Raw genomic sequence first — 25,368 nt, forward strand, 5'->3', positions numbered from 1 at the left:
TGCCCCTGCGCGCGGAAAGCCTCGCCCGTATGGACCGTGTCCGCCCGCTCGCACCGGGGCTGCTGGTACTCCTCGGACTGGCAGCCTCGGCCATCGTCCTCACCTTCCTGCAAGCCTCTTCCGGCTGGGTCGGCCCGGCCGTCCTCGCCCTGCTCCTCACCATCGCCGCCCAGCCGATCCGGTCCTGGCTGGTCCGGCTCGGCGCCCCCGACTGGGTGCGCTTCCTCGTCCCGCTCCTCGCGGTCCTCGTCTTCCTCATCTGCATGGGCGTCGCCATCGCGCTGGCCATCACCCAGCTGATCTCGCTGCTGCCCGCCCACTCCGAGAAGTTCACCGCCCTCGCCGACCGCACCATCGCCTGGCTGTCGAGCCTCGGCATCGACACCTCGGAGCTGTGGGCCCGCGCCAGCCGCCTGGACCCCGCCAACCTCGTCCCCTACCTCCAGACCGCCCTCAACGGCCTCCTCAACGTGGGATCCGCCGGCATCCTCCTGGTGACCCTCCTGGTCGCCATGTCCTTGGACGCCGGAGCCCTCGGCCGTGAACTCGATCGCCTGGAACCCGCCAAACCCGCACTCGTCAGGGCACTCCGCGGCGTGGTCCGCGACACCTACAGCTACCTCAAGGTCTCGACCATCTTCGGCGCCCTCATGGCGACCTGCGACGTGGTCGTCCTCTTCGCGCTGGGAGTTCCGCTCCCGTGGCTCTGGGGCCTCCTGGCCTTCATCGCCAACTACATCCCCACCCTGGGCTTCCTCCTGGCCCTCATCCCCCCGGCACTCCTGACCCTCGTCATCTCCGGCCCCGCCAAGGCCCTCCTGGTGGTGGCCGCCTACATAGCCATCAACTTCGTGACCCAGTCCCTCCTGCTCCCGAAGTTCCTTTCTGGCGCCGTGGGCCTCTCCGTGACCCTGACGATGCTCTCCCTCATCGTCTGGACCTCGGTCCTAGGCCCCCTGGGCGCTCTCCTGGCCGTCCCCATGACCCTCATGGTCCGAGCCCTCCTCCTGGACATAGACCCCGCCAAACGCTGGGCCGGCCGCCTCCTCACCGGCTCCGACCCGAGGCCCTAGAGCTCGCGGGACTCCCACGCGAGCTGCCGCAGCGCACCCTTCCCGACCACGAGAAGCCCCCTTTCCGGATTCTTCGAATCCCGCACCAGGACAGCGGCCCCGAGCCCGGCGAGCTCCACGCAGTCCGATCCCGACGAGTCGCTGTAGGTGCTCTTGCGCCAATCCGGGGCGGTGTGCGGTGTGCTCATGCGTCCTCCATGATCGCCTGAATACGGTTCCTGGACTCCTCGACGGACAGGGCGGAGGATCTCGCCCGTTCGAAGAGTAGGGCGAATTCTGAGACCTTGTCAGGATCTCGCACGCTCTGTCCGAAGCCGTTGACCGATTCGGCGTACGCGATCTCGGATGTCTCCGAGGCGATGAGCTGAAAAGCGCTGCTCTCGAAGACCTCCGCTCCGATCGGAAGGATCTGGATGGAGATGGTGAACTGCTCCGAGCGTTCCAGGAGTCGCTTGCACTGCTCCGGGCGTAGGTGTCCGGGGATGTCCCTGACGACGTTCTCGCGCAGGAGCAGGAAGATCCATGGCGGTTTCGCCTTCTCCAAGACCTTCTGCCTGGCGAGCCGTATGCCGACCTGCTCTTCCACGACAGCGGGCGGATGCCGGACCTTGAAGACCGTCCGCGCGTACGCCTCCGTCTGGAACAGACCGGGCACGAGCACCGGTTCGTAGAACCTGATGCGCTTGGCATCGCGCTCTATCTCGATGACAGGGCGGAACCCCGTCGGAACGTTCCTGAGCCGTCGGGCTTCGTCCAGCGCCGCCCAGATCCGCTGAAAGGTCCCATGGGTCTTGAATTGGGTGTCGAGATCGGCCGCAAGGGCCTCGGACGGCACTCTCTCCAAGGTCTCCACCTTGTCCAACCACTGCCGGGTGCACCCGAGCAGCTCGGCGAGTTTCACTCGGGACAGCCCATCGGCCTCGCGCCGGACCCTGAGCTCCTCCATGAACAGCCGTTGAAATCTGGACGCCTCGCTACCGATTGACGCCGATTTCGCCCCCCTCAATCAGTTTGTGCCCTGGAAGCAGCAGACCCCGTTCCGGGTGCAGGTAAGTAGCAGCCCGGTTTCTGCCGGGTGCAGCCCCGGGGTAGGCCGAGGTGCATCCAGTCGGAACCCCGGGTGCCGGCCGGTGGGTGTTCGGTGCGTAGCAGACAGTAACCCTGTTGTGTCAATGTCGTCCCCGAAACCGCCGATTACCCACAAGGACCAGGCATGACGCCAGATCTCACCGCCCTCCAACACCGCTACCCGAACTGAATGATCCGCCCAACCCCCGCAAAAACCCTCTACCTCGCCACCCGCCGAGACCGCCACCACCTCACCGCCGACGACCTGGGCAAGGGCCTCGCCATGACCCTCATAGAAGACACCCCAGAAGCCCTAGCCGAGTCCCTGTCCGCCCAATCCCGAATCGAGCCGTGACCATGCCGACCACCCTCTACACCACCCTCACCGCCACCCCCTGGGCCCTGGCTTGCACCACAGCCCTGACCACAACCGCCCTAAGCCTCCTCACCGCCCTAGCCACCATCCTCCACGAAGACCTCCACCCCAAAGGCCGCCACCACCGCCCCTAAAACACCCACCTCCACCGACAAGGCTCGCTAGACACATCCCAACCAACCCTGAGTGGAGCACCCCCCAACCACCTCCGACCCCAGCCTTAAACCCCATCCCCAAACCGCTCAAGCTGCTCATCGAAAATCTCGCTGGCCTTTTCCTGCAAGGGCTTCGATGAATCCTTCGGACCTAGCCTTTGTACATAGATGGAGCCGAATACCAGGTTCCCGCGTTGGGCGTAGTCGAAGACGAGGTGTCGAACATTAACAATGCTCACATACCTTGGATACGTGACACTTTCGATCCCCCTTATATGCTGCCATCCGGAAGTCGGAACACTTGATTTAGACCACTCGTCGTCGTGTGATATCTCGATCTTTTCGTCGGGAAGTTTTTTGGATGGAAAGTGCTTGTTTTCGGGGCACTTGTCGAGCTGTTCTTGGACTGCGAGCATCGCCCGATTAGCCGATGGCTCATCGGGATATATTGCTATAATTCGAGCATAATTTGCACCTGTTGTCCGAAACTCGGGCTCTCCGAACTTGCCGGCTGCTATTTCAGGGCTGTCGAGAAGCGGAATATCCGAATTGGAACATCCCCTGAGCTTCTTCTCTTCGAATGCTTCGGGAAGTTCGCCTTCGGTCCATTTCTTGCCGAGATCTGCGGCCTGGATTGACGATTTCCTGGTCTCGGCAAGAGTGTAGGAAGGGATCGGTGCTGCTGTGGCCGAAGTGGTGGGTTTCTTGGGGGCCTCTTCGCTGCACCCAAGAGAGATTAGCGGCGTAAGAATAAGTATGGGGCCTGTCAGATGTCGACGCTGCAGCCTCAAGAATGCTCCCTTCTGTGAGTCCTAATTTTCGTCCGCCTCGGCCTGGAGTTCATCGACCAGGAAGTCTATCTCAGTCGCATCTGACTCATATGCTGCGTCGAGGACTCCGCCAGGAGTAGGGCAGTTTTCCAGGCATTCCCAGGTAACTTCCCAGATTGGCGTAGCAGATAGGTTGAAGGTCTCCTTGCCGTGGTAGACGGAGGATGTCAAATAGATGTAATTGCACTCAACGCCCGGGCCCACGCCCTTTACTTTACCCAGGCCGGGGCAGGTCTTATCTTCTCCATCATCGAAATCCCACTTGACCCCGATGAGCTGCGCCTGGCCGGTAACGGCTTGGGGTTGCACTCCTTCTGCTTCGCCGACCGCAGCTTCGACTTCGAGAAGAACAGGTGTGGCGGGGTCGAGCCAGAAGGCTGTCTCGATGTTGACGAAGGACTTCGGCTCTGGCGCCGTTCCGATTTCGACGATGGGGAAAGGGATTTCTTCCCATAGTTTTTCGAGAGTATCGTCGATGTTAGGTTGCGGTGGTCCTTGATCTGCTTGAACTACAGGCGGAAGTTCGAAGTCGTCATCGTCGCCCAGGCCTACACCCGGGCCCTCATTTCCACCACCACCGCCACCACCACCGCCACCGCCGCCGCCGCCGCCGCCGCCACCACCGCCGCCGCCGCCGCCACCGCCGCCACCACCAGGGTTTTCTCCCTCTGCTCCGCATCCAAAGGTTCCATTAAGCTCGCAAGGACCCGCGAAGGCGGAAGGTGCGGTGAGTGTCGCACCAAGTATGAGTGCTGTAGCGGTTGCTGCTACTCGACTTACCATGATCCCGGGCGATTTCAGCATGGCTTTCCTTTGCGGGCCTCGGCTACGCTCCATGTTGTTCCGTCGTACTGAAACAAAGCTGCATAGCTGTAGGTTGAACTTTTTTCTGTGCCACCTGTCCGCTTTCCGGTCTTTTTGGAATATCGATAGGCGGCAAGGGTTCTCACGCAATCGATGACGATGATTTCGGAGAGGTCTTTTGAGCGCTTTTGTATTCTGGGGTTTAGGAGGTTGGTGAAGCGCCAGATGTGGCCTTTGGTGTAGGTGGCGTTTACGTCGTTGGTGATGATGGTCAGGAGGGGGTCTACGGCTATGTCGGCGAGGGGGGATGGGTCGCCGGTGGCGTAGGCCTTTTCGTAGGTTTCCTGGTATAGGCGGTAGCGGTCCAGGACGATCTTGTCGGCTTCTGCCTTGGTGATCGTGGGGGTGGTGGGGAGGGGGATGGGGGCCGCTTGGGGGGCGGTGGTGCCGGAGGGGGCGAAGGAGCCGGCGTCCGGGGGTGGGGTGGCGGCGCAGGACACGGCGGAAGGGGCGAGCAGGGTGATGAGGGTGATTGAGGGGAGGAATCGGGTCTTCATCATGGGGTTCGCTCATTCCGGCGTGCTGGGATAACGCACGACCGGAGCCTACAGATCCGTCAGATGGCTGTTAACCCCTCTGTCCCAAGAGTTATCGACGGTTGATCGGGTGAGGTGGGATGGTTGGCTCGAAGTGGGATGGGTCATGATTCTTCAGTTGTGCGTGTGACTTGTGGTGCGAGGGAGGACTGAGATGAACAACTCGGCACGGCATGTGCTCGGTGGGATCATCGGGCTGATGGTGTGGCTGCCCTTGGTGGTGGCGGGCGGGTGGGCGTCGAGGAAGGTGACCACCACGGCGCGGTACTTCGAGGTGCAGGCTGGGGAGGTGGTCCCGGGGATCCTGGTGCTGCTGCTCTGCGCATTGGTGGTGGGGCTGCTGTGCGGGTCGCGGATCTCGCCGCTCGCGTCGCTGGTCGCGGGTGGGCTGATGAGCGTGCTGTCGCTGCTGTGGTTGCTCTCGCCGGCGCAGGGCAGCGAATTGCTGGACGCCGTGCTGCCCGACTCGTTCATGATCCCCGTGCTCGACTTCATCGGTGTGGGCATGGGTCTGCTGCTCGGGTTGTCGATGGTCGTCGCGTCGCTGCCGCCGTCGCGGTGGGCGGCGCGGTCGCCGAGGGTGTTGCCGTCCGGAGGGCCCTCTCCGCTGCCGTTCGGCGGGGCGCCTGTGCCCGCGCCCGGCCAGCCTCCCTTCGGGCAGCCTCCGTTCGGTGGTGCGCCCGCTCCTGTGCCCGCGCCAGGGCAGCCTCCGTTCGGTGGGGCGCCGGGGCCGGTTCCGCCGCCGCATCTGCCGCATGTCCCTGCGGCGCCGCCCGCGGGGCCCGCTCCGGAGCCGGGGCAGTGGGCCGCTCCGTCGCCCGGTGACGGCGCGGGGAAGGAGGAGCGGTGAGGGAGCTGCCGTTGGAGGTGCGCAGCGAGGGGGAGGCGACGGTCGTCAGGCCGAGTGGGGAGGTCGACGTCTCGACGGCTCCCGTACTCCGCCGGGAGCTGGAGCGGATGATCGCCGACGGGGCTCGCGTGCTCGTCATCGACCTGACGGACGTGACGTTCCTGGACAGCACGGGCATGGCCGTGTTCGTCGGGGTATGGCAGAAGCTGCGCAACGAGAGCGGGTCGTTCGCGCTCGCGGCGGCCCAGCGGCGCGTGGCCGAGCCGTTGCGGCTGACCCGCCTGGACGGGCCGTTGCGCCTGCGCGGGACCGTCGAAGAGGCCCTCCGCGCGGAGTGATCGAACTGGCGTTCGGGTGGGAAATCGGATAAAACCGGACGTATGTTCGAAGGTGTGCGATGCCGGTCCCGCCGGTAGTGCGGTACCGGCTCACCGGGGGCGCCGCCTATCTGCTGGCCTGGGGAAGGCGTCCCGACCGGTCCTGGTGGGCGCTGCTGGTGTGGCTGGAGACCGGTGGTGACGGGTGCCGCGGCGCGCGGGCCTGGGTGGACGCCGCCGACGTCAGGAGCCTGCCCGGCGAGGATTACAAGGGAGTCCCGCGCAAGGAGCTGGCCGCGGAGCGGAGGAATCGGGACCGCACCGACGCCAGGGATCCGGGAAGGCTCAGCCGTGCCGCCGACAGGGCGAGGCGCGCGGCCCGCCTTCCGGTGCCCGCAGAGCCCGATTTCTGACCCTCCCGTGCCCCCCGGAGCGGCGTCGCCGCCCGGACGGGTGGGTCGCGGGGCCGGTCAGTATCCGGTGTCGGGGTCCACGAGGCCCTCCAGTTCCTCGCCCGCACCGAACCGCCGGACGTTCTCCGTGACGCGTTCGCACAGCTTCCTGGCGACGTAGTCGGAGGAGTCGGCGCAGTGCGAGGTGATGAGGACCTGGTCGTAGCCCCACAGGGGGTGGTCGGCGGGCAGGGGCTCCGGGTCGGTGACGTCGAGGCCGGCGGCGGTGAGGGCGCCGGAGTCGAGGGCGGCCATGAGGGCGTCGGTGTCGACGTGGGGGCCGCGCGCGACGTTCACCAGGACGGCGCCGGGCGGGAGCAGCGCGAACTCGGGGGCGCCGACGATGTGCCGGGTCTCCGGGGTGAGCGCGAGGGCGACGACGAGGACGTCGGTGTCGGGCAGGACGGCGTGCAGCTCGCCGATCGGGAGGGTCGCGTCCGCGCCGGGCAGGGGTTCGGGGGAGCGGCGCAGCACCCGGATCCGGCAGCCGAACGGCTGGAGCAGCGCGACGAGCTCGGTGGCGATGCCGCCGCCGCCGAGGATCGTCACGGACAGCCCGCCGAGGGAGCGGGGGTCGATGGGCCGCCACGAGGGGGTGCGGGCGTGCCGGACGAGATCGCGCAGGCAGGCGAGCGCGAGCATCAGGGCGTGCTCGCTGACCTGCTTGGCAAAACTTCCTTTAGCGCAGGTAAAGGTTTGCGGCCGCTTGAAGGCCTCCTTGAAGTGTTCGACTCCGGCCCAGGGGAGCTGCACCCAGCGGATGCCGGGGTGCGCGTCGAGGGCCTCCAGGAGGGGCTCTGGGCCGCCTGGGAGGAGCCAGACCAGCCCCTCGGCCTCCTGCACCGGGACGACGGTTCCGCCGCCTCTCGTGACGGCCTGGGCCACCTGATCGCGTAGTGGGCCCAGTGCGACGTCGGTGGGCCGGCCGACTCCTTCGATCGCCTTTTCCGGGGCGATACCGATCTTCACTTCCACATCGCGCAGTCTCTCAGCTCCCACCCGTGACAGATGACGCACGGATTGGCGTGGAATGTCCGATCTTCGCGGGTTACTGTGATCTAGAGGAGCCGAATCGTCACCCAGGAGGAGGACACCATGTCCGAAGCCGTGAAGAAGGGCGAACGCCTGTCCGGGGAGCGCCGCGAGAAGCTGGCCAAGGAGATCGCCGAGGGCTACCAGGCCGGGCGCAGCATCCGCCAGCTCGCCGCCGAGACCGGCCGCTCCTACGGAGCCGTGCACCGCCTTCTCGTCGACACCGGGGTGCCGCTGCGCGGCAGGGGCGGTGCCCGCCGCCCCAAGTCGGCGCCCCCCAGCTCGCAGTCGAAGAGCTGACGAACAGGGGTCGGGCGCGAGCGTCCCACCCCCGTTCGATCACCCTGCTTCCGGCAGGGAGGTGATCGGGCCGCCGGCGATCCCGGCGCCCGGTCACTCCCGGGTGATCCCTCGTTCGCCCGAAGGGTCCCCCGACGCTCAAACGACCCCGATGAGGCCCTGGACGGCCTCGGGGACGGTGTCATAGAGCGGGATCACCCGGTCGAGCCGGGTGATCTCGAAGGTCTTGCGGACTCGGGGGATCGCCCCCGCGACCGCCACGCCGGGGCCGAGGCCCCGGGTCATCCGCTGGGTGGCGACGATCGAGTTCAGCCCGGCGGCGGCGCAGAAGCGCACCTGCCGCATGTCGAGCACGACGGCCCGGTCGCCGAAGCCGATCGATTCCAGCAGCGCGCCGCGGAACCAAGGCTCGGACGCCACGTCGAGTTCCCCGTGCACGTTCACCAAGACGTACGGCCCGCAGTCGGCCACTTCCGCCCCATAGTCCATGGAACGCCCCTTCCCCGTGACAATTCAGAGTTGCTTGGGTACGCCGCGTTGCCAAGGGGTGGGGCACTGAAAATTACCGATCTTTGAGACGGCCCCCGGCCGTCATCGCGTCGCCATCGTCTGAATTTCGTGCACCACGACCGTCGTCGTCCCCGTCGCGGGCAGTTCGAGTTCGCCGGACGCCTCGTCGCATCCGCCGGCGCACCGCCACGCCACCCGATATTCCACCGTCGCGGTGACGGGGACCGGCTCGGCGGACGATCGCGACCAGGTGTGGACACAGCGGGCGTCTCCGGTGCAGGTCTCGCGACCCTCGGCGCCGAGGTCCCACACGATCCGGACGGGCCGTCCGACGAGTTCGACGCGCCGCCCCGCCGCCGAGGCCGCGGCCCGGTATTCGCGCCAGAGGCCCTCCTGCACCCTCAGCAGGGTCGGCATCCCGACGAGGGTCTTGGGCGCGGGGTCGGTGCGCGGCCGGGGCAGCGGGAGCCGCAGGAGGGCGCGGGCCATGCCGACCACGTCGGCGGTGGTGACGAGCGGCGTGTCGACCAGGGCGGTGGTGCAGTAGTCGGCGGAGTCCGGGCAGGCCGCGACGTCCCGGGAGTGCGCCCGCACGGCGGGCCGCCGCGGCCGGGCGGGACCGCCGCCGCCCCCGCCGGACACCGTGTCCAGGCAGGTGATGACCGAGCCGGTGTCGCAGACCGGCGCGTCGGGCGGCGCGGTGAGCAGCGCCAGCGCCAGCGCGGTCAGCATGGACCACCCGCCCGGATCGAGGCGACCTTCCAGGTTCCGTCCAGGACGAGCCTGGTGTTCAGGACCGCCTGTTCCGGACGGGCCGCGGGGCCGCGCCGCTTTCCCGATCCCGCGTCGAAGGTGGTGAAGCCGGGGGAGGACACGCAGTCCACGATGTGCGCGGTGCCGCCCTTGATCCAGGCGATCCGCGGGTTCACCGCGGTGTGCGTGCGCCGCACGACCGAGCGCCGCTCCTGGCTGCGGACGACCTCGGTGAGCCGGGACGTCAGGGGCTCGGCGGTGACGGCCGGGAGCCCCGTGGCGTCGTTGCCGCCGAGCGCGGTCTGGAAGGCCCGGTGGAAGTCCAGGTAGGCGGCGACGACCGCCGCGCGCTGATCGGGTGACGGGACGACGGGTTCGCCCGTCCCGGACGGCTGGAAGATCCCGGCGGCGGCGTTGGAGCAGGCCGTCGCCAGCAGGAGGCAGGCGAGTACGGGACGCATGCCGGGGAGCCTAGGCACCCCGGCAGGACGGTGTGGTCACTCCGTGAAATCGTGCCGTTACGTACCGGGGGCATGCCCGGACATCTGGTGACTGCGGTCAGGAGAGCAGTTCGAGCAGCAGTGCTGGAGGCTCCCCGCCGCCTTCGACGGGGTCGATGAGCGCCGCGGTGTCGATCCGGTCGAATCCGGGGCCGACCAGCACATGCTGGGCGAGTACGTGCTCGGCCCGGTAGCCGCGACGGCGCAGCGCGTCGCCCAGCAGGGGCCCGAGGACCCGTCCGACGGGGAAGAGATCGGGCGACTCGGCGCCCGCCTTGCGCAGGATGTCCACCGCGCGCCCCTGCCGGACGAGCGCGACGACGTCGGCGCCGAGGACCACGGGATGCCCGAGGAGGTCGGCGACGGCGCCCCGGATGCCGAGCGCGCACCGGGTGACCGCGTCCTCCCACACGGCGTCGTCGACGCCGTCGAAGGTGACCCCGCGCAGGCCCGCGGGCTCTGGCGCGCGGGGCGCGACGGCCAGCCGGGTCGAGGTCGGGCAGCCGGCCGGGCAGGGGACGGGCGCGGCCGGAGCCGCGGTGGAGAGCCCCTCGGCGAGGGTCTTGGCGAACCCGGCCTCGACCTCGACGGGCAGCGGGCGCAGCGGGACGGGCCGGCCCGCGTCGGCGCGCCGCTCCCGGAACCGGTTGCCCCGCCAGGCGTCCCAGAGGTCGACGGGGAACCATCCGGCCGCGGCCAGCGGCCCGACGTACTGCAGGACGAACCGCTCGAAGGTGAAGGCGAGGTAGGTGGCGTGGACGAGCGCCGCCGCCACGGATTCCGGCGAGACCACGAGCGCCTCGGTGACCGACGCGCCGCCGCCCGCGCGGAAGGCGAGGGGCCGGGACGCGGGGGCCTGGGGCCTGGCGAGCTCGTGCGCGACGACCGCGGCGAGCTCGTCGGCGGGCAGGTCGAGCACGTGTGGCAGGCCGAGCAGCAGGCGGCCGGGCGCCGCGCTGACCTCGGCGCGGGGGTGGAGGCCGATCCCGTCGGGCGCGGTCACGCCGAGGCGTGCCGCGGTGTCCTGGACCAGCAGCCAGAGGTCCGGCTGGCTCTCGGCGGTGACCGGCACGGCGAGTGCCGTGTCGGGACCAAGCGCTGTGTTCCTCATGAAAACCGGAGGCTACCAACCGCCTCTGACAGCACTTCCGCACCGGGGCCGCGCGACGGAACCGCGCCCGGGAGATCATCGGCGCCCGGCGGTGTCTAGGGTGGAGGGCATGCTGCGCCTCTTCGAGACCCGGACCGGACAGGTCGTCGGAGTCCGGTCCGGGCCCCTGAGACTCTATGTCCAAGCGCCCGGTGACCTGCGCGTCTGCCTCACCGCGGATCTGCTCCGGCGGCTCGCGTCCCGGCTGCGCAGGCGTACCCTGACCACCGCAGCTCAGGCCGCGGACCACACCCTCTACAACGTCGCTCTCCTGGACGCCGGGGAGCCGCTTCCCGGCGCGTTGAGTGTGGGAAACGTCACGTCCGGGGGCGAGGTGCAGACCGCCCCCTGGACCGCTCCGGACACGCCGGGCGGGGATCCGCTGGCCCTGCGGCTCGCCCTGCTGACCAGGCATTACCGCGTTGAGGCCGCGTTGACCTCGGCCGATCTCACCGAGGCCGCCGCCCGGCTCGACGGGTGGCGGCTGCTGCTCGCGGGCTGGGCGACCGAGCCGTCACGCGCCCCGGCCCCCTCCTACGCCGCGGAGACCCTCGCCGCGCTCTGCGACGACCTGGACGTCCCGACGGCCCTGGCCGCCCTCGACCGGCTCACCGAGGACCCGGACGTGGCGCCGGGCGCCAAGCTGGAGGCCGTGCTCCAGCTCGACCAGCTCCTCGCCCTCGACCTTCCGCGGAAGATCGGCACGGTCTGACCCGCCGTCAGAGGGGCCCGAGGGCGGGCACGGGTCCGCCCTGCGGGGGCGCGCCGCCCGCCTTGCGCACCGCCGCGAAGCGGAGCCGCACGTAGTCGGCGACCCAGCCGGACTCACGGCGCAGCGCGGGCGCGGCGAGGTCGTTGACCCGGGCCAGCAGCGCGGGGGCCAGCTCGGCGGGGACCTCGCGCAGCGGCTCGGCCGCGAAGACGCGCACCCAGTCGGCGGCGCCGCCCGGCCCCTCGGTCATCCGGGTGGGCCGGTCGAAGTACTCGAGGATCCGGACGGTGAACCCGGCCTCCTCCAGCCGCGCGGCGTACCCGGCGGGGGTGGGGAAGTACCAGGGCAGTTCCGGTTCGGTGAGGCCGAACTCCCGCCAGGCCGTCTGCATCGCCGCGATCAGCTCGGCGCAGTTGCCCGCGCCGCCCATCTCCGCGACGAACCTGCCGCCGGGCCGCAGCGCCGAGTACACCTGGGCGATGACGGCGTCGGGGTCGCGCGCCATCCAGTGCAGCGCGGACATGGAGATCACCGCGTCGTACGGATCGGAGACGGTGAAGTCGTGCGCGTCGCCGAGCGCGAAGGACAGCTCCGGGAAATTGACGGTGGCCTGCGCGATGAGCAGGGGGTTGCCGTCGATGCCCAGGGGGTCGGCGCCGCGGGCGTTCAGCTCGGCGGTGAGCAGGCCCGCCCCGCAGCCGAGGTCGATGACGCGCTCGCCGGGCTGGGGGTCGAGCAGGTCGATGAGCGGAGCGCCATGAGCTGAGACATATCCGAAGGCGGAGTCATATGTCGCCACGGACCAGTTCATGCGCCGAAGATATCCGACCAATGCCCCCCGGCGGGGGCCGTCCGGACACCCCGCACGGGCCCCGTCCTAGAATCAGATTCGGAAACCGGTGCGAAAGGCGGGGCGCATGACTTACACGGAGATCGGCTACGAGGTCGCGGACGGCGTCGCCGTGCTGACGCTCAACCGGCCCGAGCGGATGAACGCCTACACCAACACCATGCGGCTGGAGACCCTCGACGCCTTCGACCGCATCGACGCCGACGACGCCGTCCGCGCCGTCGTCGTGACGGGCGCGGGCCGGGCGTTCTGCGCGGGCGCCGACCTCAGCGCGGGCGGCGGGACCTTCGACTACGAGAAGGCCAAGGACATGTTCGCCGAGGACGACATGCTGTCCGACGGCGAGACCCCCCGCGACGGCGGCGGCACGGTCGTGCTGCGGATCGCGGCGTGCCTCAAGCCGGTGATCGCCGCGATCAACGGCGCCGCGGTGGGCGTCGGGGCGACGATGACCCTGCCGATGGACGTCCGGATCGCCTCGGAGAACGCGAAGTTCGGCTTCGTGTTCGCGCGCCGCGGCATCGTCACCGAGGCCGCCTCGTCCTGGTACCTGCCGCGTGTCGTAGGAATCTCCCAGGCGATGGAGTGGGCGATGACCGGCCGGGTCTTCTCCGCGTCCGAGGCGCTCGCGGGCCGTCTGGTCTCCCGCGTCGTGCCGCCGGAGGAGCTGCTGCCCGCGGCCATCGCGCTCGCCCGGGAGGTCGCCGACAACACCTCGGCCGTCTCCGTCGCGGCGATCCGCAGGCTGCTGTACGCGGGCCTCTCGGCCGAGACGCCCTGGCAGGCCCACGCCAACGACTCGCGCCTGATGGTCGAGATCGGATCCGGCGCGGACGCCGCCGAGGGCGTCACCTCGTTCCTGGAGAAGCGCCCCGCGGTCTTCCCGCTGACCGTCTCGCGGGACCTGCCCGCGGCCCTGCCCGAGTTCCCCAAGCGGCGCGAGGACTAGCGGGGGCGGCGCTCCGGCGCGGGTGGGACGGTCTTGCCCGCGACGAGCGCGGCCTCGGCGACCTCGACGATCTCGCCGGTGCGGCGGCGCACCCGCAGTTTTCCCTCGGACCAGGCTTCGAGGATCCCGACCACATCGGAGTACTCTCCCGTCTGGAGCCGACGGCGCAGCGAGACCCGCGCGCCGACGTCAGCCGGGGAGATCGCGACGACGAGACGCGCGGCGAACCGGGGTGAGGCGAACTGGGATGACAAGTGGGTACCCCCACGTCGAAATGACTGCCCTGCGCCAGCAATACTATTGCCCACAAGCTTACGGTGAGCCGTGGCTGTCGGCGGGGCCGCCATCGCAACGGCCCTGGAGTGCGCACGGCGCTTGCGGTGACAGCACCGATCCTCCGGGGCCGGTGAGGATCGCAACTGAGAGGAGTACGGCGTGACCTACGTCATCGCGCAGCCTTGCGTGGACGTTCTCGACAAGGCCTGCATTGAAGAGTGTCCTGTCGACTGCATCTACGAGGGGCAGCGCCAGCTCTACATCCACCCGGACGAGTGCGTCGACTGCGGCGCATGCGAGCCCGTGTGCCCCGTGGAGGCGATCTACTACGAAGACGACCTTCCTGACCAGTGGAAGGACTTCTACAAGGTCAACGTCGAGTTCTTCGACGACATGGGCGCTCCCGGCGGCGCGTCCAAGGTCGGCAAGATCGAGCGGGACCACCCGATCACCGCTGCACTGCCCCCGCAGGGCGAGTAACACGTCTCGTGCTCTCGGTCGTGGCCCGGTGGGCCGCGGCCGAGAGCCGTTTCATCTCTGAAGGAGCAACACCGATGGATCTGCCCGATTTCCCCTGGGATCGACTGGAGCCGTACAAGAACACGGCCTCGGCACACCCCGGCGGCATCGTGGACCTGTCCGTCGGCACCCCGGTCGATCCGACGCCCGAGGTGGCGCGGCGCGCCCTCATCGAGGCCGCGGACTCGCCGGGGTACCCGCAGACCTGGGGCACCCCCGCGGTGCGCGAGGCGGCCGCGGGCTGGCTGGCGCGCAGCCTCGGCGTCACCGTCCCGGCCGACGCGGTGCTGCCGGTGATCGGGACCAAGGAGATCGTCGCCTGGCTGCCGAAGCTGCTCGACGTGCGGCCCGGCGACACCGTCGTCTTCCCCGAGCTCGCCTACCCCACCTACGACGTGGGCGCGCGGATCGCGGGCGCGACGGGCGTGGCCTCCGACGGCCTGCTCACCCTCGGCCCCGTGGTGCCGAAGATGATCTGGGTCAACTCGCCGTCGAACCCGACGGGCCGGGTCCTGCCGCCCGAGCACCTGCGCAAGGTCGTCTCCTGGGCGCGCGACCGCGGCGTCCCGGTGATCAGCGACGAGTGCTACATCGAGCTGGTGTGGGAGGGGCCGAAGCCCCTGTCGATCCTGCACCCCGACATCTCCGGCGGCTCCCACGAGGGCCTGCTGGCGATCCACTCGCTGTCCAAGCGCTCCAACCTGGCCGGGTACCGGGCAGGGTTCATCACGGGCGACCCCGTGATGGTCAAGCGGCTGCTGGAGATCCGCAAGCACGCCGGGATGATCGTGCCCGCGCCCGTCCAGGCCGCGATGGCCGCCGCGTACGGCGACGACGAGCACTTCACCGAGCAGTACGCCCGCTACGCCGCCCGGCGCACCGCGCTGAAGGCCGCGCTGGAGGGCCACGGCTTCCGGGTCGACCACTCCGAGGCCGCCCTGTACCTGTGGGCGACCCGTGACGAGGCCTGCATGGAGACCGTCGCCTACCTCGCCGACCTGGGCATCCTCGTGGCGCCCGGCGACTTCTACGGCTCGGCCGGGTCGCAGCACGTTCGGGTCGCGTTCACCGCGACCGATGAGCGGATCGAGCAAGCGGTGGCCCGGTTGAAGTGACGGGCACTATGATCCACGCGATCCCTCCGGGCGAAGCACCGGAAACCCCCCTGGATCGACGTGGACGGTGCCGTGCCCGGACTGCTCGAAGTGCCCTACCGCGACACGAGCGCGCGGGCGCTCGTGTTCGCGCTGGACGAGCCGCGCCATGACGCGCTGGCCGTCTCCGCGGTCGTCGTCGACGGCCTGACGGTCGAGTTGCGCCTGCTCGGCGCCTCGCACCAGGTCGTCGCCGGGCCCGTGCTGGAGACCGTCGCGTGCCTCCCCGGCCGCGAGCAGGGCCTGCCGCCGCACGCGGAGGCGGGCCTGGACGGCTGGCGGTACGCGTTCACCTCGCGCACCCTCGACGTCCCCGACTTCCCGGCCGCCCTCGCCGAGGTCACCGCCCGGCTCGACCGGCCGGACGCGCTCAGCGGCGTCTTCCCCGGCGACCCCGGCGCCCTCACCGGGATCATCGTGGACCCGTGCGAGGCCGGGATCACCTGGCGGACCTGGCACACCTACCCCGAGGCCGCCCAGATCGTCGAGACGGCCTCGCGGCTCGTGCGCCGGGAGGCGGCGTGAAGGGCGCGGCCTGGGGAGGCGGCTTCCTGATCGCCGTCGGCGCGCTCATCGCGGCCCTCGTCCTGGCGGGCACCTCCACGTCGCCCGCCTCGTGGATCGAGCGCCACTACGCCGCGCAGGGCGACTCCTGGACGACCACGGACGACCCGCTGACGGCCGCGGGCGACATCGCCGACAGGCACAAGCCCGTGGACCGGGCGGTCGACCCCTCGGGCGTCTTCCTGCGCTACCCGGACGTCATCGTGGCGGTCCTCGCCACGGGCTCCGGCAGCGTGATCCACGTGGACCAGGCCGACGCCGGCTACCGGCGCTGGCACGAGCACGTCGCCGGGCGGTGGGGCGGGCCCGCGGGCCACGCCACCCTCTTCCGCGGCGGCGGGCCGGGGGACGGCAAATGAGCCAGCGCAAGTCCGGGTCCAACGCCGGCTGCCTCATCGCCGTGGTCCTCGCCCTGGTCTGCTTCGTCCTCCCGCTCGGCTGGAGCCTGTGGGACGAGGGCGTCTTCGACGAGGACCTCGCCTACGACACCACCGCGACGGCCCTCGACGCCGACGACACCGCCCGCATCCAGCAGGTCTACACCGACGCCGCCAAGGCGCACGGGATCTGCTACGGCTGGTCGGTCGAGGCGGGCACGGGCGCCCCGCAGGAGAAGGGCTCCAACCTCGGGCTCGGCGTCGACGTCATGTCACGGCCCGAGGAGTGCCCTCGCTGGATCGTCATGGCGGTGAACTACTCCTACATCTACAAGGAGTGGAGCTCGGTCAACGTGAACGCGAGCGACAACATCCAGGAGTTCGACGTCGACCCCGGCGCGCTGGAGCGCGCGAAGCTCTACGACTCGCTGGAGCCCCAGGGGATCTCCGAACTCGCCGACCTCCTGGGCGCGCTCCCGATGCTGGCCTCGACCGAGAGCGGCGGCGCCCTCGCGGCGATCCCCGCGCGAGAGCAGACGACGGACCCGACGGCGTCCTCGAACGACGAGCTGAGCCCCGTGCACGGATTCGGCTGGTACTTCTGGCTGGCGCTCGGCGCGGTGCTGGTCCTGCTCGGCCTCATCTGGATCATCTCCGGCACCTTGAAGGCGCGGAAGGCGGAAAGACCGTGATGTTCGACGACATGTTCAGCGAGGCCCTGGCGACCCTCGCCTACGGCGGTGTCGGCATCGCGCTGCTCGCCCTCGGCTTCCTCGTCGTGGACCTGCTGACCCCAGGCCACCTCGGGAAGATCATTTGGACCGAGGGCGGGAAGGGCGGCGCGGTCGTCCTGGCGGCCAAGCTCCTCGGCCTCGGCGCGATCATCACGACCGCGATCGTCGTCAGCGAGGACGGCCTGACCGATGGCCTGCTCAGCACCGTCGTCTACGCGCTGCTGGGGATCGTGCTGTCGGTCGTCGCGTTCTTCATCCTCGACGCGATCACGCCCGGCAAGCTCGGCGAGACCCTTCTGTCCGGCGGGAGCTCGCCGCACGCGTCGGCCTGGGTCGTCGCGGCGACGGACCTCGCCACGGCGGCCATCGTCTGCGCCTCCATCAGCTGATGCGCCGTCGGGGGAGGGCGCCCAGGTGATCCGGGGGCGGCGCGCGCTGGTGCTGGCGGCGGTCTTCGTCTGCGCGGCGTGCGGGCTGGTCTACGAGCTGGCGCTGGTGGCGCTCGGCAGCTATCTGGTCGGCAACTCCATCACCCAGGCGTCGATCGTGCTGTCGGTGATGGTCTGCGCGATGGGCGTCGGGTCGCTGGCGGCCAAGCCGCTCCAGTCCCGCGCCCTGGTGGCGTTCGCGGCCATCGAGGCGGCCCTGGCGCTCCTCGGCGGCCTGTCGGTGCTGCTGCTTTATGCCGCCTTCGCCTGGCTCGACCTCTACGTCCCGATGCTGGTGGTCGCCGCCTCCGTGCTCGGCGCGCTCATCGGCGCGGAGATCCCGCTGCTGATGACGCTGCTCCAGAAGATCCGCAAGCAGGAGGCCGGCTCGGCCGTCGCCGACCTCTTCGCGGCCGACTACGTGGGCGCCCTCGTCGGCGGCCTGGCCTTCCCGTTCCTGCTGCTGCCGGTCTTCGGGCAGATCCGGGGCGCGCTCGTCGTCGGGGCGGTCAACGCCGTCGCGGGCGTGGCGGTGGTGCTGTGGATCTTCCGCGCGGAAGTCGGGCGGACGGGCAAGGCGGTGCTGTGGAGCGTCATGGCAGGGGTCCTCGTGCTGCTGGGCGCCGTCTACGTCAAGGCCGACGCCTTCGAGATGACGGCCCGCCAGGCCCTCTACAACGACCCCGTGGCCTTCGCCACGCGCAGCGCCTACCAGGAGATCGTCCTCACCGAGAAGGTGAGCCTCTCGGGCCGCGCGGACACCCGGCTCTTCCTCAACGGAGACCTCCAGTTCTCCTCGGTCGACGAGTACCGCTACCACGAGGCCCTCGTGCACCCCGCCCTGTCCGGTACCCGGGCGCGGGTCCTCATCCTCGGCGGTGGAGACGGCCTGGCCCTGCGCGAGGTCCTGCGCTATCCGGACGTCCGGGAGGTGACCCTCGTGGAACTCGACCCCGAGGTGATCTCCCTCGCCCGGACCCAGCCGCGGCTGCGGGAGCTGAACGGGGGAGCCTTCGAGGACCCGCGGGTCACCGTCGTCAACACCGACGCCTTCACGTGGGCGCGTGACGGGCGCGAGCCTTACGACGCCGTCATCGTGGACTTCCCCGACCCCGACGAGGTCGCCACGGCCAAGCTGTACTCGGCCGAGTTCTACGGGCTCGCCCGGCGCCTCGTGGCCGACGGCGGCAGGATGGTCGTCCAGTCCGGCTCCCCGTACTTCGCGCCCAGGTCGTTCTGGTGCATCGAGAAGACGATCAGGGAATCGGGCCTGCGCACGCTGCCGTACCACGTCGACGTACCGAGCTTCGGAGACTGGGGCTTCGTCATGGCGTCCTCCGGAGAGCCGGCCCTGAAGCTCTCCGACGAGGCGCCCGCCCTGCGCTTCCTCGACGCCGACGTCCTTTCCGCGGCCAAGGTCTTCGCCAAGGACCTCAGGCGCGACGACGTCGAAGCCAACACCCTCGTCCGGCCGGTGATCGTCGGCTACGAGGATGCGGAATGGCAAGATTTCTAGGGGTTCGATCCGGAAGAATTCAGGCATGGCACAGATCGCGATGATTCAGGCGTACGTCGAGAAGCTCGCCAAGGAGATGCTGCAGATCGACGGGCCGCTGGCCGTCGACAAGGACGGTTCCATCCCCGTTCGCCGCGGTAGCGCGCTCTACTACGTCGACGTGGTCGACCGGGGCGAGAACCCCCACCTCGTCCGCGTCTGGTCCATCGTGCTGCGCGGCGCCGCGGGCGGCAGGCAGCTCCTCAAGGCGCTCAACTCGATCAACTCCCGGATCCTCCAGGCCAGGGCCTACGTCACCGACGACGGCGACGTGATCATGAGCACGGAGCTGCTCGCCGAGACCCTCACCGTCGACAACCTCTCCTACGCCTGCGACGCGATCGGCGACCTCGCCGACCGGTTCGACGACGAACTCCAGGCCGACTTCAGCGGCGAGAAGTCCTTCGAGGAAGAGGAAGACGAGGACGCGGTCACCGTATGAGCCTCGCACTCGCCTCCTTCAGCGACGAACTCGCGGCGCTCGCCGAACGGGTGCTGCCCTCCGTCGTCGCCCTCACCCTCAAGGGGGACAAGGGGACCTCGTACGGCTCGGGCTTCGTCCTGGACACCGAGGGCCACGTCGTCACCAACCACCACGTGATCGAGGACGGCGGCGAACTCATCGCCGACCTGCCCGGCAGGCGGTCCCAGCCCGCGAAGATCGTCGGCGCGGACCGGCTCACCGACCTCGCCGTCCTCCGGCTGGCGGAGCCGCCCGAGCACCACCTCGAGCTGCGCGCCGAGCCCGCCCGGCTCGGCGAACTGTGCCTCGCGCTGGGCTCGCCGCTCGGCCTGTTCCCCGAGTCGGTCTCGCTCGGCATCATCAGCGGCCTCGCCCGCTCCCTGCCCACCCGCGGCGGCGTGCGCTCGCTCGAGCGGGTCCTGCAGACCGACTGCGCGATCAACCCGGGCAACTCCGGCGGACCCCTGGTGGACGCCCGCGGGCGCGTCCTCGGCGTCAACACCGCCATCCGGACCGACGGCGCGGGCATCGGCTTCGCCGTCCCGGCCGGGACCGTCGCCTCGGTCGCGCTCGACCTGATCGCGCACGGCCGCGTCACCCGCGCGTCGCTGGGCGTCGCCATCGCCGAACGGCACGTGGAGATCGACGGCCTGACCGCCAAGCGCCAGATCGTCACCCGCGTCGGGGAGGGCAACGCGCTGCGCGTCGGAGACGCCCTGCTCGCGGTGAACGGCGTCGAGATCGACGGCAGGGCCGCCCTCTACGACCAGCTCGGCGGCGACCGGATCGGCGTCGCCCTCACCCTCGCGATCCATCGCGAGGGCGCCGTCTGCCACGTCGAGGTGATCCCCGCCGCGTTGGACGGCTGAGCAGCCCCGGGCGTCATACAATCCCGGCATAACGCCGACCCCTGGAGGTTCCGCATGCTGGAACTCTCGCGGCCCGACGTCGAGGTCGTGGCCGACGATCTGGCGTTCACACTGGACGAGCCCCCGCTCGATCCGCTGGCCGTCCGGGGCTGGCGGATAGCCGGTGTGGACGTCCAGGCCAGGCTGCTCCCGGCCGGTTTCCAGGTGGTCGCCGGCGAGGTCGTGGAGACCGTCGCGCAGCTCCCCGGAAGGTCCGGCCCGCTGCCGTACCACCTCAGGCGTGAGGTCGGGGGCTGGTCGCACGTCTTCACCGCCGATGTGTACCGTCGTGATTACGCCGACTTCACACGGGCCGTGGCCTTCCTCCGCAGGTATCTCACCGACCGGGACGACAGCCTCGCGGCTTCGTTCCCGGGCCGTCAGGACGTCCTGTGCGGGGTGCTGGTGCGGCAGCTCCGCCGGGGCATCGAGTGGCGCGGGTGGTACACCTTCCCGGAGACGCGCCAGGTCGTCAGCACCAGGAGCCGGCTGCTGATCGGCTGAGCGGGCCGTGAGCTACGCGCTCCCGCGCCCGTAGTCGGCGATACTGTGCTGGACCTGCGGAATCTCCCGCCAGGAGCCTCCGCGGTGGGCCGTCCAGAGGCCCTGGAGGCGGGCCACCTCGTCCTTGAACCCGGGCACGGAGAGATCGTCGAGACCCGCGATCCGCCGTGGCTCGCCCTGCGCGTCCCAGTAGACGACCATGCGTCGCGGTCCGCTCTTGCCGGTCACCGCGTTCGGGTGCCTCATGGCCTTGATCCCCTGGACGTCCTCCCACGGCAGCCGCCACGACGTGAGTTTCCGGACCGTCAGGCCCGTCTCGTCGGCGGTGGTCCTGGTCAGGACGGCTTCGGCGACCATGGCGGCGGTGAGGATCGTGACGACGGTCTGGGCGGAGACCGCGAAGGGCAGTGCGAGGAACCCGGGCCCCCAGATGGCGGCCGATACGGCAAGCCAGACGAGGCCGCCGATGGCGGCGGAATTGCGGATCTCTCTGGCGGGGAGACGGTAGGTACGGGCGTCGGACACGTTCCCTCCCTGGGTCGCCATGATCATAAGAACGGGGCGCCGGGGGGAACGGGGAAAGTCCAGTTGCGGTCGGGTGCGTGTGCGGGTCCGTCGGGGTGCCCGAGTGGAGCCGCGGCGGGAGCCGGGTGGGAGGCGGGCTCCGCGACTTGGTACCCTCGGAGGTCAGTCAGTACGTACTTACCCAGGAGTGTGGCCCGATGGCGCGTGAGATCTTCACCGAGGAGCACGAGGCTTTCCGCGACATGGTGCGAGCCTTCATCGCGAAGGAGTGCGCCCCGTATCACGAGCAGTGGGAGAAGGACGGCATCGTCTCCCGCGAGGTCTGGCTCGCGGCCGGACGGGCGGGCCTGCTCGGCATCGACATGCCGGAGGAGTACGGGGGCGGCGGCAACGACGACTACCGCTACTACGTCGTCTTCGGCGAGGAGCTGGCCAAGGCCGGCATCCACGGCCCCGGCTGGGCCGTTCACAACGACATCAACGGCGGCTACTTCAAGCAGCTCCTCAACGAGGAGCAGAAGCAGCGCTGGCTCCCGGGCTACTGCTCCGGCGAGCTGATCAGCGCCATCGCGATGACCGAGCCCGGCGCCGGCTCCGACCTCCAGGGCATCAAGACCACCGCGGTCCGCGACGGCGACGACTACATCCTGAACGGCTCCAAGACGTTCATCTCCAACGGCATCCTCGCCGACATCATCGTCGTCGTCGCCAAGACCGACCCGACCGCCAAGCACAAGGGCATCTCCCTGCTGATGGTCGAGCGCGGCATGCCCGGCTTCGAGCGCGGCCGCAACCTCGAGAAGATCGGCATGCACGCCCAGGACACCGCCGAACTCTCGTTCGACAACGTCCGCGTGCCCGCCAAGAACCTCCTCGGCGAAGAGGGCATGGGCTTCATCTACCTCATGCAGAACCTCGCCCGCGAACGCCTCTCCATCGGCGCGACGGCCCTCACCGCCGCCGAAGACGCCTTCGAGAAGACCCTCGAGTACTGCAAGACCCGCACCGCCTTCGGCAAGCCCATCGGCTCCTTCCAGAACAGCCGCTTCGTCCTCGCCGAGATCAAGACCGAGATCACCGTCGCCCGAGCCTTCACCGACAAGTGCATCCTCGCCGACACCACCCACACGCTGACCCCCGACGAGGCGGCCATGCTCAAGTGGTGGAACACCGAGTTGCTGAAGCGCGTCGTAGACCGCTGCCTCCAACTCCACGGCGGCTACGGCTACATGACCGAATACCCCATCGCCAAGGCCTACCAGGACGTCCGCATCCAAACCATCTTCGGCGGCACCACCGAGATCATGAAGGAAATCATCGGCCGCAGCCTCGGCGTCTAGCCTGACCTGCCTCTTCATGGCTTGTGTTGTCCCCAGATTCTAACGCCTCGTTAGATCATTTGTTAGACGGATGGCCACGAGGTGGCTAGATGAGCTCCGGTCCACGTTGCGGCCAGAGGCTCACTGGCCCTCACCTACGGGGCGCATGGCGGGGCGATGCTCTCGCTATCGAAGGTCCTTCATCGAAGCGTGTCAGTGCCCGCTGAGCCCCGAAGGCTCAGCGGGCACCCGTACTGTCTAGCTACGACCCCAACGGAGCGTGGCGTACGCGATGAGCAAGCCGACGGCTCCCACCGCCTCACCGCCTGAGATGTAGGTGAAGCACACGCTCACAGCGAGGATCTCTACGATCTCTGGGAGGCCAGGCTTCTTGCCGTCGTGGTTACTCTGCATGTGTGCTCTCCTTCTTGCGACCGCGGACCGGCTGCTTCTGGGGGGGCGGAGGGGTCCTCGCGCCAACGAGGGCCCCTCACCTGCTGTTTTCGTGCATCAAAAAAGCAGGCCGTGACGTTCGACCTGCTGGTTTCGCCCATAAAAAAACGCACTCTGACTTAGCTAGGGCAGAACATAGTCCTACCCTTAGGGCTATCACTCTGTCTCATGGAGTGATGCACTAAGCCAAATGCGCGATCGTCAGGGTTTTGTTAATCGTTTTCGACCGTAGTTATCCCCTCGCGGATCAGACGATTCGATTTGAAAAATCCGATTTTGGGTAAGCGGTGCCACATTTCTGTCAAGCTGGCAAGCGCTGTAAATATTATGCACGAGATCGAGTTGCTTGTCTATTGGGTGGCGCAACCTGGCCAGACGTTACTAAACGTAGCGTTATGCTACTTGTTGTAGCTTGCGGTGGCTACATCTCACGGCCGCTCAAGGCTCGCGCACCAAGAGCCGGGGAGATCCCTCGGGTTTGAGTGGTGAGCTTGGCGCCTTCCTCACACGGGCCGGCGCGGGATATCGCCCGCCAAGGCATGCCTGCAGCTGGCATCCAGGGTTGTCGTGGCTGTCAGCGTGGCTCCTCAACAGGTCCGACTCGAACCGCTCAACTGTTGGCCATGGTCTACGTTGCCGTTCACAGCCGTCGTGTGTCTGCTCTTCTGACGCCGTCGGCCGAATTCCCAACGGTCACGCGATGGCTGTCTTTCGCAAGGAAGACACACTGACCTCGAACGACCACCCATCACTTTGGCGGACGCGGCCTTCGCTTCGATCTGGTTGGTTGGTTAGCAAGGGAGCCGAACGCCACTTTCGTCCTGAAGAGCTTTGTCGAGGCATCGCTCACTTCGACTTAAGACTTGGCGAGGTCGGCACTGAGCGGTCGAGGCACGGTGTCAAGGCCTCGGATGCTGCGCAGTGGCTTCCGCCTGTCGTCGCGCACGCTCACTTGGCTCTCATAGTTAGTTAATTAGTAGATGTCCATCTGCGTTCACGCTACGAGCCGTAACCACTGTTGACTGATTGAGCGCCCGCTAAGGAACTCTTCGGCACCAACAGCTCAGCTGGCATGTTGCTCGAAAGGGCTGCCAGCTCGGATGTGGGAGGCGAGGCGGCTGAACTGGCGGCGGGTGACCGTCAGGTGGGCGACGTCCGAGTTCTTAGAGTCGCGGATGCCGACTCGGCCACGAAGGTCGGCGAGCTCGACGCAGTTGCTGCCCTGCGGCGCGCTGTGAGAGCTCTTGCGCCACGTCGCGGTCGGGACGTTGTGTCGGGGGGACATTCGCCTGGTCACTCCTTGATGATGGCGGCGATGAGAGCTGCCGACTGATCCTCAGGGAGGGCAGCGCTGACGATGCCCTCATACAGGACATTACAGCGCCTAACCTGTGCGATTTCCTCCAAATAGAGCCCGCCTGCGAGCGTCTCCAGGTAGACGACGTCGGGCTCGATGGCGCTTTCGAAACCGAAGATTACGAAGCTTCCGCCCGTCCGGCCAGGATGGAGGCCGGCGGTCTCGTCCAGCACCCGAATGCTGATGTTCGAGCGTCGTGATGCGGTGAGTAGCGCCTCCAGCTGTTCGCGCAGGACCTCCATGTCCCCGATAGGAAGACGAAGGGCGCTCTCGTCGAGAACGACGGAGAGCTTCGGCGCGTTCGGGCGGGTGAGCAGCGCCTGCCTGGTCATGCGTGCTTGGACACGTCGCTCCACCAGGTCGGGTTCGTCGCCCTGCATGATCGCGCGGGCGTACGCGGCGGTCTGAAGGAGTCCCGGGATGAACGACGTCTCGAAACTGCGTATCTCGGTCGCCACGTCTTCGCATTGCGCGTAGGAGCCGCCGACGACGTCGCCGTAGGCCGACCACCACCCTCGAAGTCGGACGTCCTGAGTGAGCTGCGCCAGGGCGAGCCGCAGCGCTTGGTCGATGCCTCCGTAGGAGTCGAGGATGCGATGTACGTCCTCAACCGAGGGGACGCCGCCGCTGTTCTCGATCCTCACGAGCTTCGGTCGGCTCCAGCCGAGGAGATCGGCGGCCTCTTGGGGAGTTAGATCGGCGGCCTCGCGCAACCTCTTGAGCTCGGCGGACAGGCGACGGTGCCTGACGGTCGGTCCGCCCGCCGTCTCGCTCACCTTGTAGTCCGCCATCTCCGCTGTTGCCATGCACCGAAGTCTTCCACGGGGCGGATGGGTCGCTCCCTGTTACTGGCCGGATCGGGCCAGCGAATATTGACTTGTGCAGAGCAATGTTGACTTGTCAATGCCATGCTGGCCTCGTGCGCTTGACTGCGGAGCGTGTTCTTATCGCGACT

34 protein-coding genes are annotated in these 25,368 nt (G+C 68.7%); 19 read left to right on the forward strand and 15 right to left on the reverse strand.

The genetic code is table 11. From position 1 onward, the window contains the following. Positions 1–29: 29 nt before the first annotated feature. Positions 30–1,073 carry an AI-2E family transporter gene (locus EDD29_RS01765; protein ID WP_123661842.1) on the forward strand — a complete coding sequence of 348 codons (1,044 nt, stop codon included), beginning with the start codon at positions 30–32 and terminating at the stop codon, positions 1,071–1,073. On the opposite strand, the gene EDD29_RS01770 is transcribed toward EDD29_RS01765, so the two are convergent. After that, positions 1,070–1,261 (reverse strand): DUF397 domain-containing protein, encoded by a 192-nt coding sequence (locus tag EDD29_RS01770; RefSeq protein ID WP_123661843.1) that lies wholly within the window; start codon positions 1,259–1,261, stop codon positions 1,070–1,072. The genes EDD29_RS01765 and EDD29_RS01770 overlap by 4 nt on opposite strands. Continuing rightward, the gene (locus EDD29_RS01775) at positions 1,258–2,019 is read right to left on the reverse strand and encodes a helix-turn-helix domain-containing protein (RefSeq protein WP_123661844.1); all 762 of its coding nucleotides are present in this window, start codon (positions 2,017–2,019) and stop codon (positions 1,258–1,260) included. Before EDD29_RS01775 ends, EDD29_RS01770 begins: the two co-directional genes overlap by 4 nt. 312 nt (positions 2,020–2,331) lie before the next feature. Between EDD29_RS01775 and EDD29_RS45220 the strand changes: the two genes are divergently transcribed. After that, the gene (locus tag EDD29_RS45220; RefSeq protein ID WP_170201252.1) at positions 2,332–2,496 is read left to right on the forward strand and encodes a hypothetical protein; all 165 of its coding nucleotides are present in this window, start codon (positions 2,332–2,334) and stop codon (positions 2,494–2,496) included. A gap of 241 nt (positions 2,497–2,737) precedes the next feature. Here the strand turns inward: EDD29_RS45220 and EDD29_RS44855 are convergent, their stop codons facing one another. Genes EDD29_RS44855 through EDD29_RS44860 form a run of 3 tightly spaced genes read right to left on the reverse strand, consistent with a single transcriptional unit; the run spans position 2,738 to position 4,866 of the window. Next, positions 2,738–3,463, reverse strand: coding sequence for a hypothetical protein (locus EDD29_RS44855; RefSeq protein WP_148085840.1), 726 nt, complete (start codon positions 3,461–3,463; stop codon positions 2,738–2,740). A 21-nt stretch (positions 3,464–3,484) separates the two neighbouring features. Further along, positions 3,485–4,306: a hypothetical protein gene (locus EDD29_RS46155; RefSeq protein ID WP_123661845.1), complete on the reverse strand. Its 822-nt coding sequence runs from the start codon at positions 4,304–4,306 to the stop codon at positions 3,485–3,487. After that, positions 4,300–4,866, reverse strand: coding sequence for a hypothetical protein (locus EDD29_RS44860; RefSeq protein ID WP_148085841.1), 567 nt, complete (start codon positions 4,864–4,866; stop codon positions 4,300–4,302). Before EDD29_RS44860 ends, EDD29_RS46155 begins: the two co-directional genes overlap by 7 nt. 190 nt (positions 4,867–5,056) lie before the next feature. Between EDD29_RS44860 and EDD29_RS01790 the strand changes: the two genes are divergently transcribed. The 3 genes from EDD29_RS01790 to EDD29_RS01800 are packed head-to-tail and all read left to right on the forward strand — an operon-like array spanning position 5,057 to position 6,482. Then, positions 5,057–5,752 (forward strand): hypothetical protein, encoded by a 696-nt coding sequence (locus EDD29_RS01790; protein WP_148085842.1) that lies wholly within the window; start codon positions 5,057–5,059, stop codon positions 5,750–5,752. Beyond that, the gene (locus EDD29_RS01795; RefSeq protein ID WP_211359520.1) at positions 5,749–6,090 is read left to right on the forward strand and encodes an STAS domain-containing protein; all 342 of its coding nucleotides are present in this window, start codon (positions 5,749–5,751) and stop codon (positions 6,088–6,090) included. Before EDD29_RS01790 ends, EDD29_RS01795 begins: the two co-directional genes overlap by 4 nt. Positions 6,091–6,149: 59 nt before the next feature. After that, on the forward strand, positions 6,150–6,482 hold the full coding sequence (locus tag EDD29_RS01800; protein ID WP_123661848.1) for a hypothetical protein: 333 nt from the start codon (positions 6,150–6,152) through the stop codon (positions 6,480–6,482). A gap of 57 nt (positions 6,483–6,539) precedes the next feature. On the opposite strand, the gene EDD29_RS01805 is transcribed toward EDD29_RS01800, so the two are convergent. Continuing rightward, positions 6,540–7,496 carry a D-isomer specific 2-hydroxyacid dehydrogenase family protein gene (locus tag EDD29_RS01805; protein WP_148085843.1) on the reverse strand — a complete coding sequence of 319 codons (957 nt, stop codon included), beginning with the start codon at positions 7,494–7,496 and terminating at the stop codon, positions 6,540–6,542. A 120-nt stretch (positions 7,497–7,616) separates the two neighbouring features. Here EDD29_RS01805 and EDD29_RS01815 point away from each other — a divergent pair, with 120 nt between their 5' ends. Further along, positions 7,617–7,853 carry a helix-turn-helix domain-containing protein gene (locus EDD29_RS01815; RefSeq protein WP_123661851.1) on the forward strand — a complete coding sequence of 79 codons (237 nt, stop codon included), beginning with the start codon at positions 7,617–7,619 and terminating at the stop codon, positions 7,851–7,853. Between the two features lie 138 nt (positions 7,854–7,991). Here EDD29_RS01815 and EDD29_RS01820 read toward each other — a convergent pair whose 3' ends face one another. The 4 genes from EDD29_RS01820 to EDD29_RS01835 all read right to left on the reverse strand — a co-directional run bounded on the left by EDD29_RS01820 (position 7,992) and on the right by EDD29_RS01835 (position 10,727). Continuing rightward, positions 7,992–8,342: an STAS domain-containing protein gene (locus tag EDD29_RS01820; RefSeq protein ID WP_123661852.1), complete on the reverse strand. Its 351-nt coding sequence runs from the start codon at positions 8,340–8,342 to the stop codon at positions 7,992–7,994. A gap of 102 nt (positions 8,343–8,444) precedes the next feature. Continuing rightward, positions 8,445–9,095 carry a hypothetical protein gene (locus EDD29_RS01825; RefSeq protein WP_123661853.1) on the reverse strand — a complete coding sequence of 217 codons (651 nt, stop codon included), beginning with the start codon at positions 9,093–9,095 and terminating at the stop codon, positions 8,445–8,447. Continuing rightward, positions 9,089–9,577: a hypothetical protein gene (locus EDD29_RS01830; protein ID WP_123661854.1), complete on the reverse strand. Its 489-nt coding sequence runs from the start codon at positions 9,575–9,577 to the stop codon at positions 9,089–9,091. Before EDD29_RS01830 ends, EDD29_RS01825 begins: the two co-directional genes overlap by 7 nt. Positions 9,578–9,674: 97 nt before the next feature. Beyond that, positions 9,675–10,727, reverse strand: a complete 1,053-nt coding sequence (locus tag EDD29_RS01835) for a M48 family metalloprotease (RefSeq protein ID WP_148085844.1) — start codon at positions 10,725–10,727, stop codon at positions 9,675–9,677. A gap of 109 nt (positions 10,728–10,836) precedes the next feature. On the opposite strand from EDD29_RS01835, the gene EDD29_RS01840 reads away from it, so the two are divergent. Next, the gene (locus tag EDD29_RS01840; RefSeq protein ID WP_123661856.1) at positions 10,837–11,478 is read left to right on the forward strand and encodes a hypothetical protein; all 642 of its coding nucleotides are present in this window, start codon (positions 10,837–10,839) and stop codon (positions 11,476–11,478) included. 7 nt (positions 11,479–11,485) lie between these two features. Here the strand turns inward: EDD29_RS01840 and EDD29_RS01845 are convergent, their stop codons facing one another. Further along, the gene (locus EDD29_RS01845; protein WP_123661857.1) at positions 11,486–12,289 is read right to left on the reverse strand and encodes a class I SAM-dependent methyltransferase; all 804 of its coding nucleotides are present in this window, start codon (positions 12,287–12,289) and stop codon (positions 11,486–11,488) included. Positions 12,290–12,395: 106 nt separating this feature from the next. Here EDD29_RS01845 and EDD29_RS01850 point away from each other — a divergent pair, with 106 nt between their 5' ends. Next, positions 12,396–13,277, forward strand: coding sequence for a crotonase/enoyl-CoA hydratase family protein (locus EDD29_RS01850; protein ID WP_123661858.1), 882 nt, complete (start codon positions 12,396–12,398; stop codon positions 13,275–13,277). Here EDD29_RS01850 and EDD29_RS01855 read toward each other — a convergent pair. Further along, entirely contained in the window at positions 13,274–13,531 is a 258-nt protein-coding gene (locus EDD29_RS01855) for a putative acetyltransferase (RefSeq protein ID WP_123661859.1), read from the reverse strand. The genes EDD29_RS01850 and EDD29_RS01855 overlap by 4 nt on opposite strands. A gap of 181 nt (positions 13,532–13,712) precedes the next feature. On the opposite strand from EDD29_RS01855, the gene fdxA reads away from it, so the two are divergent. From fdxA to EDD29_RS01905, 10 genes are all read left to right on the forward strand, one after another. Beyond that, positions 13,713–14,033 (forward strand): ferredoxin, encoded by a 321-nt coding sequence (gene fdxA / locus EDD29_RS01860; RefSeq protein WP_123661860.1) that lies wholly within the window; start codon positions 13,713–13,715, stop codon positions 14,031–14,033. A 74-nt stretch (positions 14,034–14,107) separates the two neighbouring features. Then, positions 14,108–15,187, forward strand: a complete 1,080-nt coding sequence (gene dapC, locus EDD29_RS01865; protein ID WP_123661861.1) for a succinyldiaminopimelate transaminase — start codon at positions 14,108–14,110, stop codon at positions 15,185–15,187. 60 nt (positions 15,188–15,247) lie between these two features. Beyond that, positions 15,248–15,751 carry a DUF2617 family protein gene (locus EDD29_RS01870; RefSeq protein ID WP_246052456.1) on the forward strand — a complete coding sequence of 168 codons (504 nt, stop codon included), beginning with the start codon at positions 15,248–15,250 and terminating at the stop codon, positions 15,749–15,751. Further along, entirely contained in the window at positions 15,748–16,149 is a 402-nt protein-coding gene (locus tag EDD29_RS01875; RefSeq protein ID WP_123661862.1) for a DUF4247 domain-containing protein, read from the forward strand. The genes EDD29_RS01870 and EDD29_RS01875 overlap by 4 nt, the downstream gene beginning before the upstream one ends. Further along, positions 16,146–16,859 carry a hypothetical protein gene (locus EDD29_RS01880; RefSeq protein WP_123661863.1) on the forward strand — a complete coding sequence of 238 codons (714 nt, stop codon included), beginning with the start codon at positions 16,146–16,148 and terminating at the stop codon, positions 16,857–16,859. The genes EDD29_RS01875 and EDD29_RS01880 overlap by 4 nt, the downstream gene beginning before the upstream one ends. Beyond that, positions 16,859–17,290: a DUF350 domain-containing protein gene (locus tag EDD29_RS01885; protein ID WP_123661864.1), complete on the forward strand. Its 432-nt coding sequence runs from the start codon at positions 16,859–16,861 to the stop codon at positions 17,288–17,290. Before EDD29_RS01880 ends, EDD29_RS01885 begins: the two co-directional genes overlap by 1 nt. Before the next feature lie 25 nt (positions 17,291–17,315). Beyond that, positions 17,316–18,845, forward strand: coding sequence for a polyamine aminopropyltransferase (locus EDD29_RS01890; protein ID WP_123661865.1), 1,530 nt, complete (start codon positions 17,316–17,318; stop codon positions 18,843–18,845). A 25-nt stretch (positions 18,846–18,870) separates the two neighbouring features. Then, complete coding sequence (locus tag EDD29_RS01895; protein WP_170201253.1) at positions 18,871–19,326, forward strand: T3SS (YopN, CesT) and YbjN peptide-binding chaperone 1; 456 nt, start codon at positions 18,871–18,873, stop codon at positions 19,324–19,326. Further along, positions 19,323–20,216: a S1C family serine protease gene (locus EDD29_RS01900; RefSeq protein ID WP_123661867.1), complete on the forward strand. Its 894-nt coding sequence runs from the start codon at positions 19,323–19,325 to the stop codon at positions 20,214–20,216. The genes EDD29_RS01895 and EDD29_RS01900 overlap by 4 nt, the downstream gene beginning before the upstream one ends. A 54-nt stretch (positions 20,217–20,270) precedes the next feature. Further along, positions 20,271–20,759 (forward strand): DUF2617 family protein, encoded by a 489-nt coding sequence (locus EDD29_RS01905; RefSeq protein ID WP_123661868.1) that lies wholly within the window; start codon positions 20,271–20,273, stop codon positions 20,757–20,759. 12 nt (positions 20,760–20,771) lie between these two features. Here EDD29_RS01905 and EDD29_RS01910 read toward each other — a convergent pair whose 3' ends face one another. Further along, on the reverse strand, positions 20,772–21,284 hold the full coding sequence (locus tag EDD29_RS01910) for a hypothetical protein (RefSeq protein ID WP_148085845.1): 513 nt from the start codon (positions 21,282–21,284) through the stop codon (positions 20,772–20,774). Between the two features lie 197 nt (positions 21,285–21,481). Here EDD29_RS01910 and EDD29_RS01915 point away from each other — a divergent pair, with 197 nt between their 5' ends. After that, positions 21,482–22,624 (forward strand): acyl-CoA dehydrogenase family protein, encoded by a 1,143-nt coding sequence (locus EDD29_RS01915; protein ID WP_123661870.1) that lies wholly within the window; start codon positions 21,482–21,484, stop codon positions 22,622–22,624. A 1,495-nt stretch (positions 22,625–24,119) separates the two neighbouring features. On the opposite strand, the gene EDD29_RS01920 is transcribed toward EDD29_RS01915, so the two are convergent. Continuing rightward, on the reverse strand, positions 24,120–24,341 hold the full coding sequence (locus EDD29_RS01920) for a DUF397 domain-containing protein (RefSeq protein ID WP_123661871.1): 222 nt from the start codon (positions 24,339–24,341) through the stop codon (positions 24,120–24,122). Between the two features lie 8 nt (positions 24,342–24,349). After that, entirely contained in the window at positions 24,350–25,219 is an 870-nt protein-coding gene (locus EDD29_RS01925; protein ID WP_246052457.1) for a helix-turn-helix domain-containing protein, read from the reverse strand. Positions 25,220–25,368: the final 149 nt, after the last annotated feature.

Source organism: Actinocorallia herbida, assembly GCF_003751225.1.
GTDB classification, from domain to species: domain Bacteria; phylum Actinomycetota; class Actinomycetes; order Streptosporangiales; family Streptosporangiaceae; genus Actinocorallia; species Actinocorallia herbida.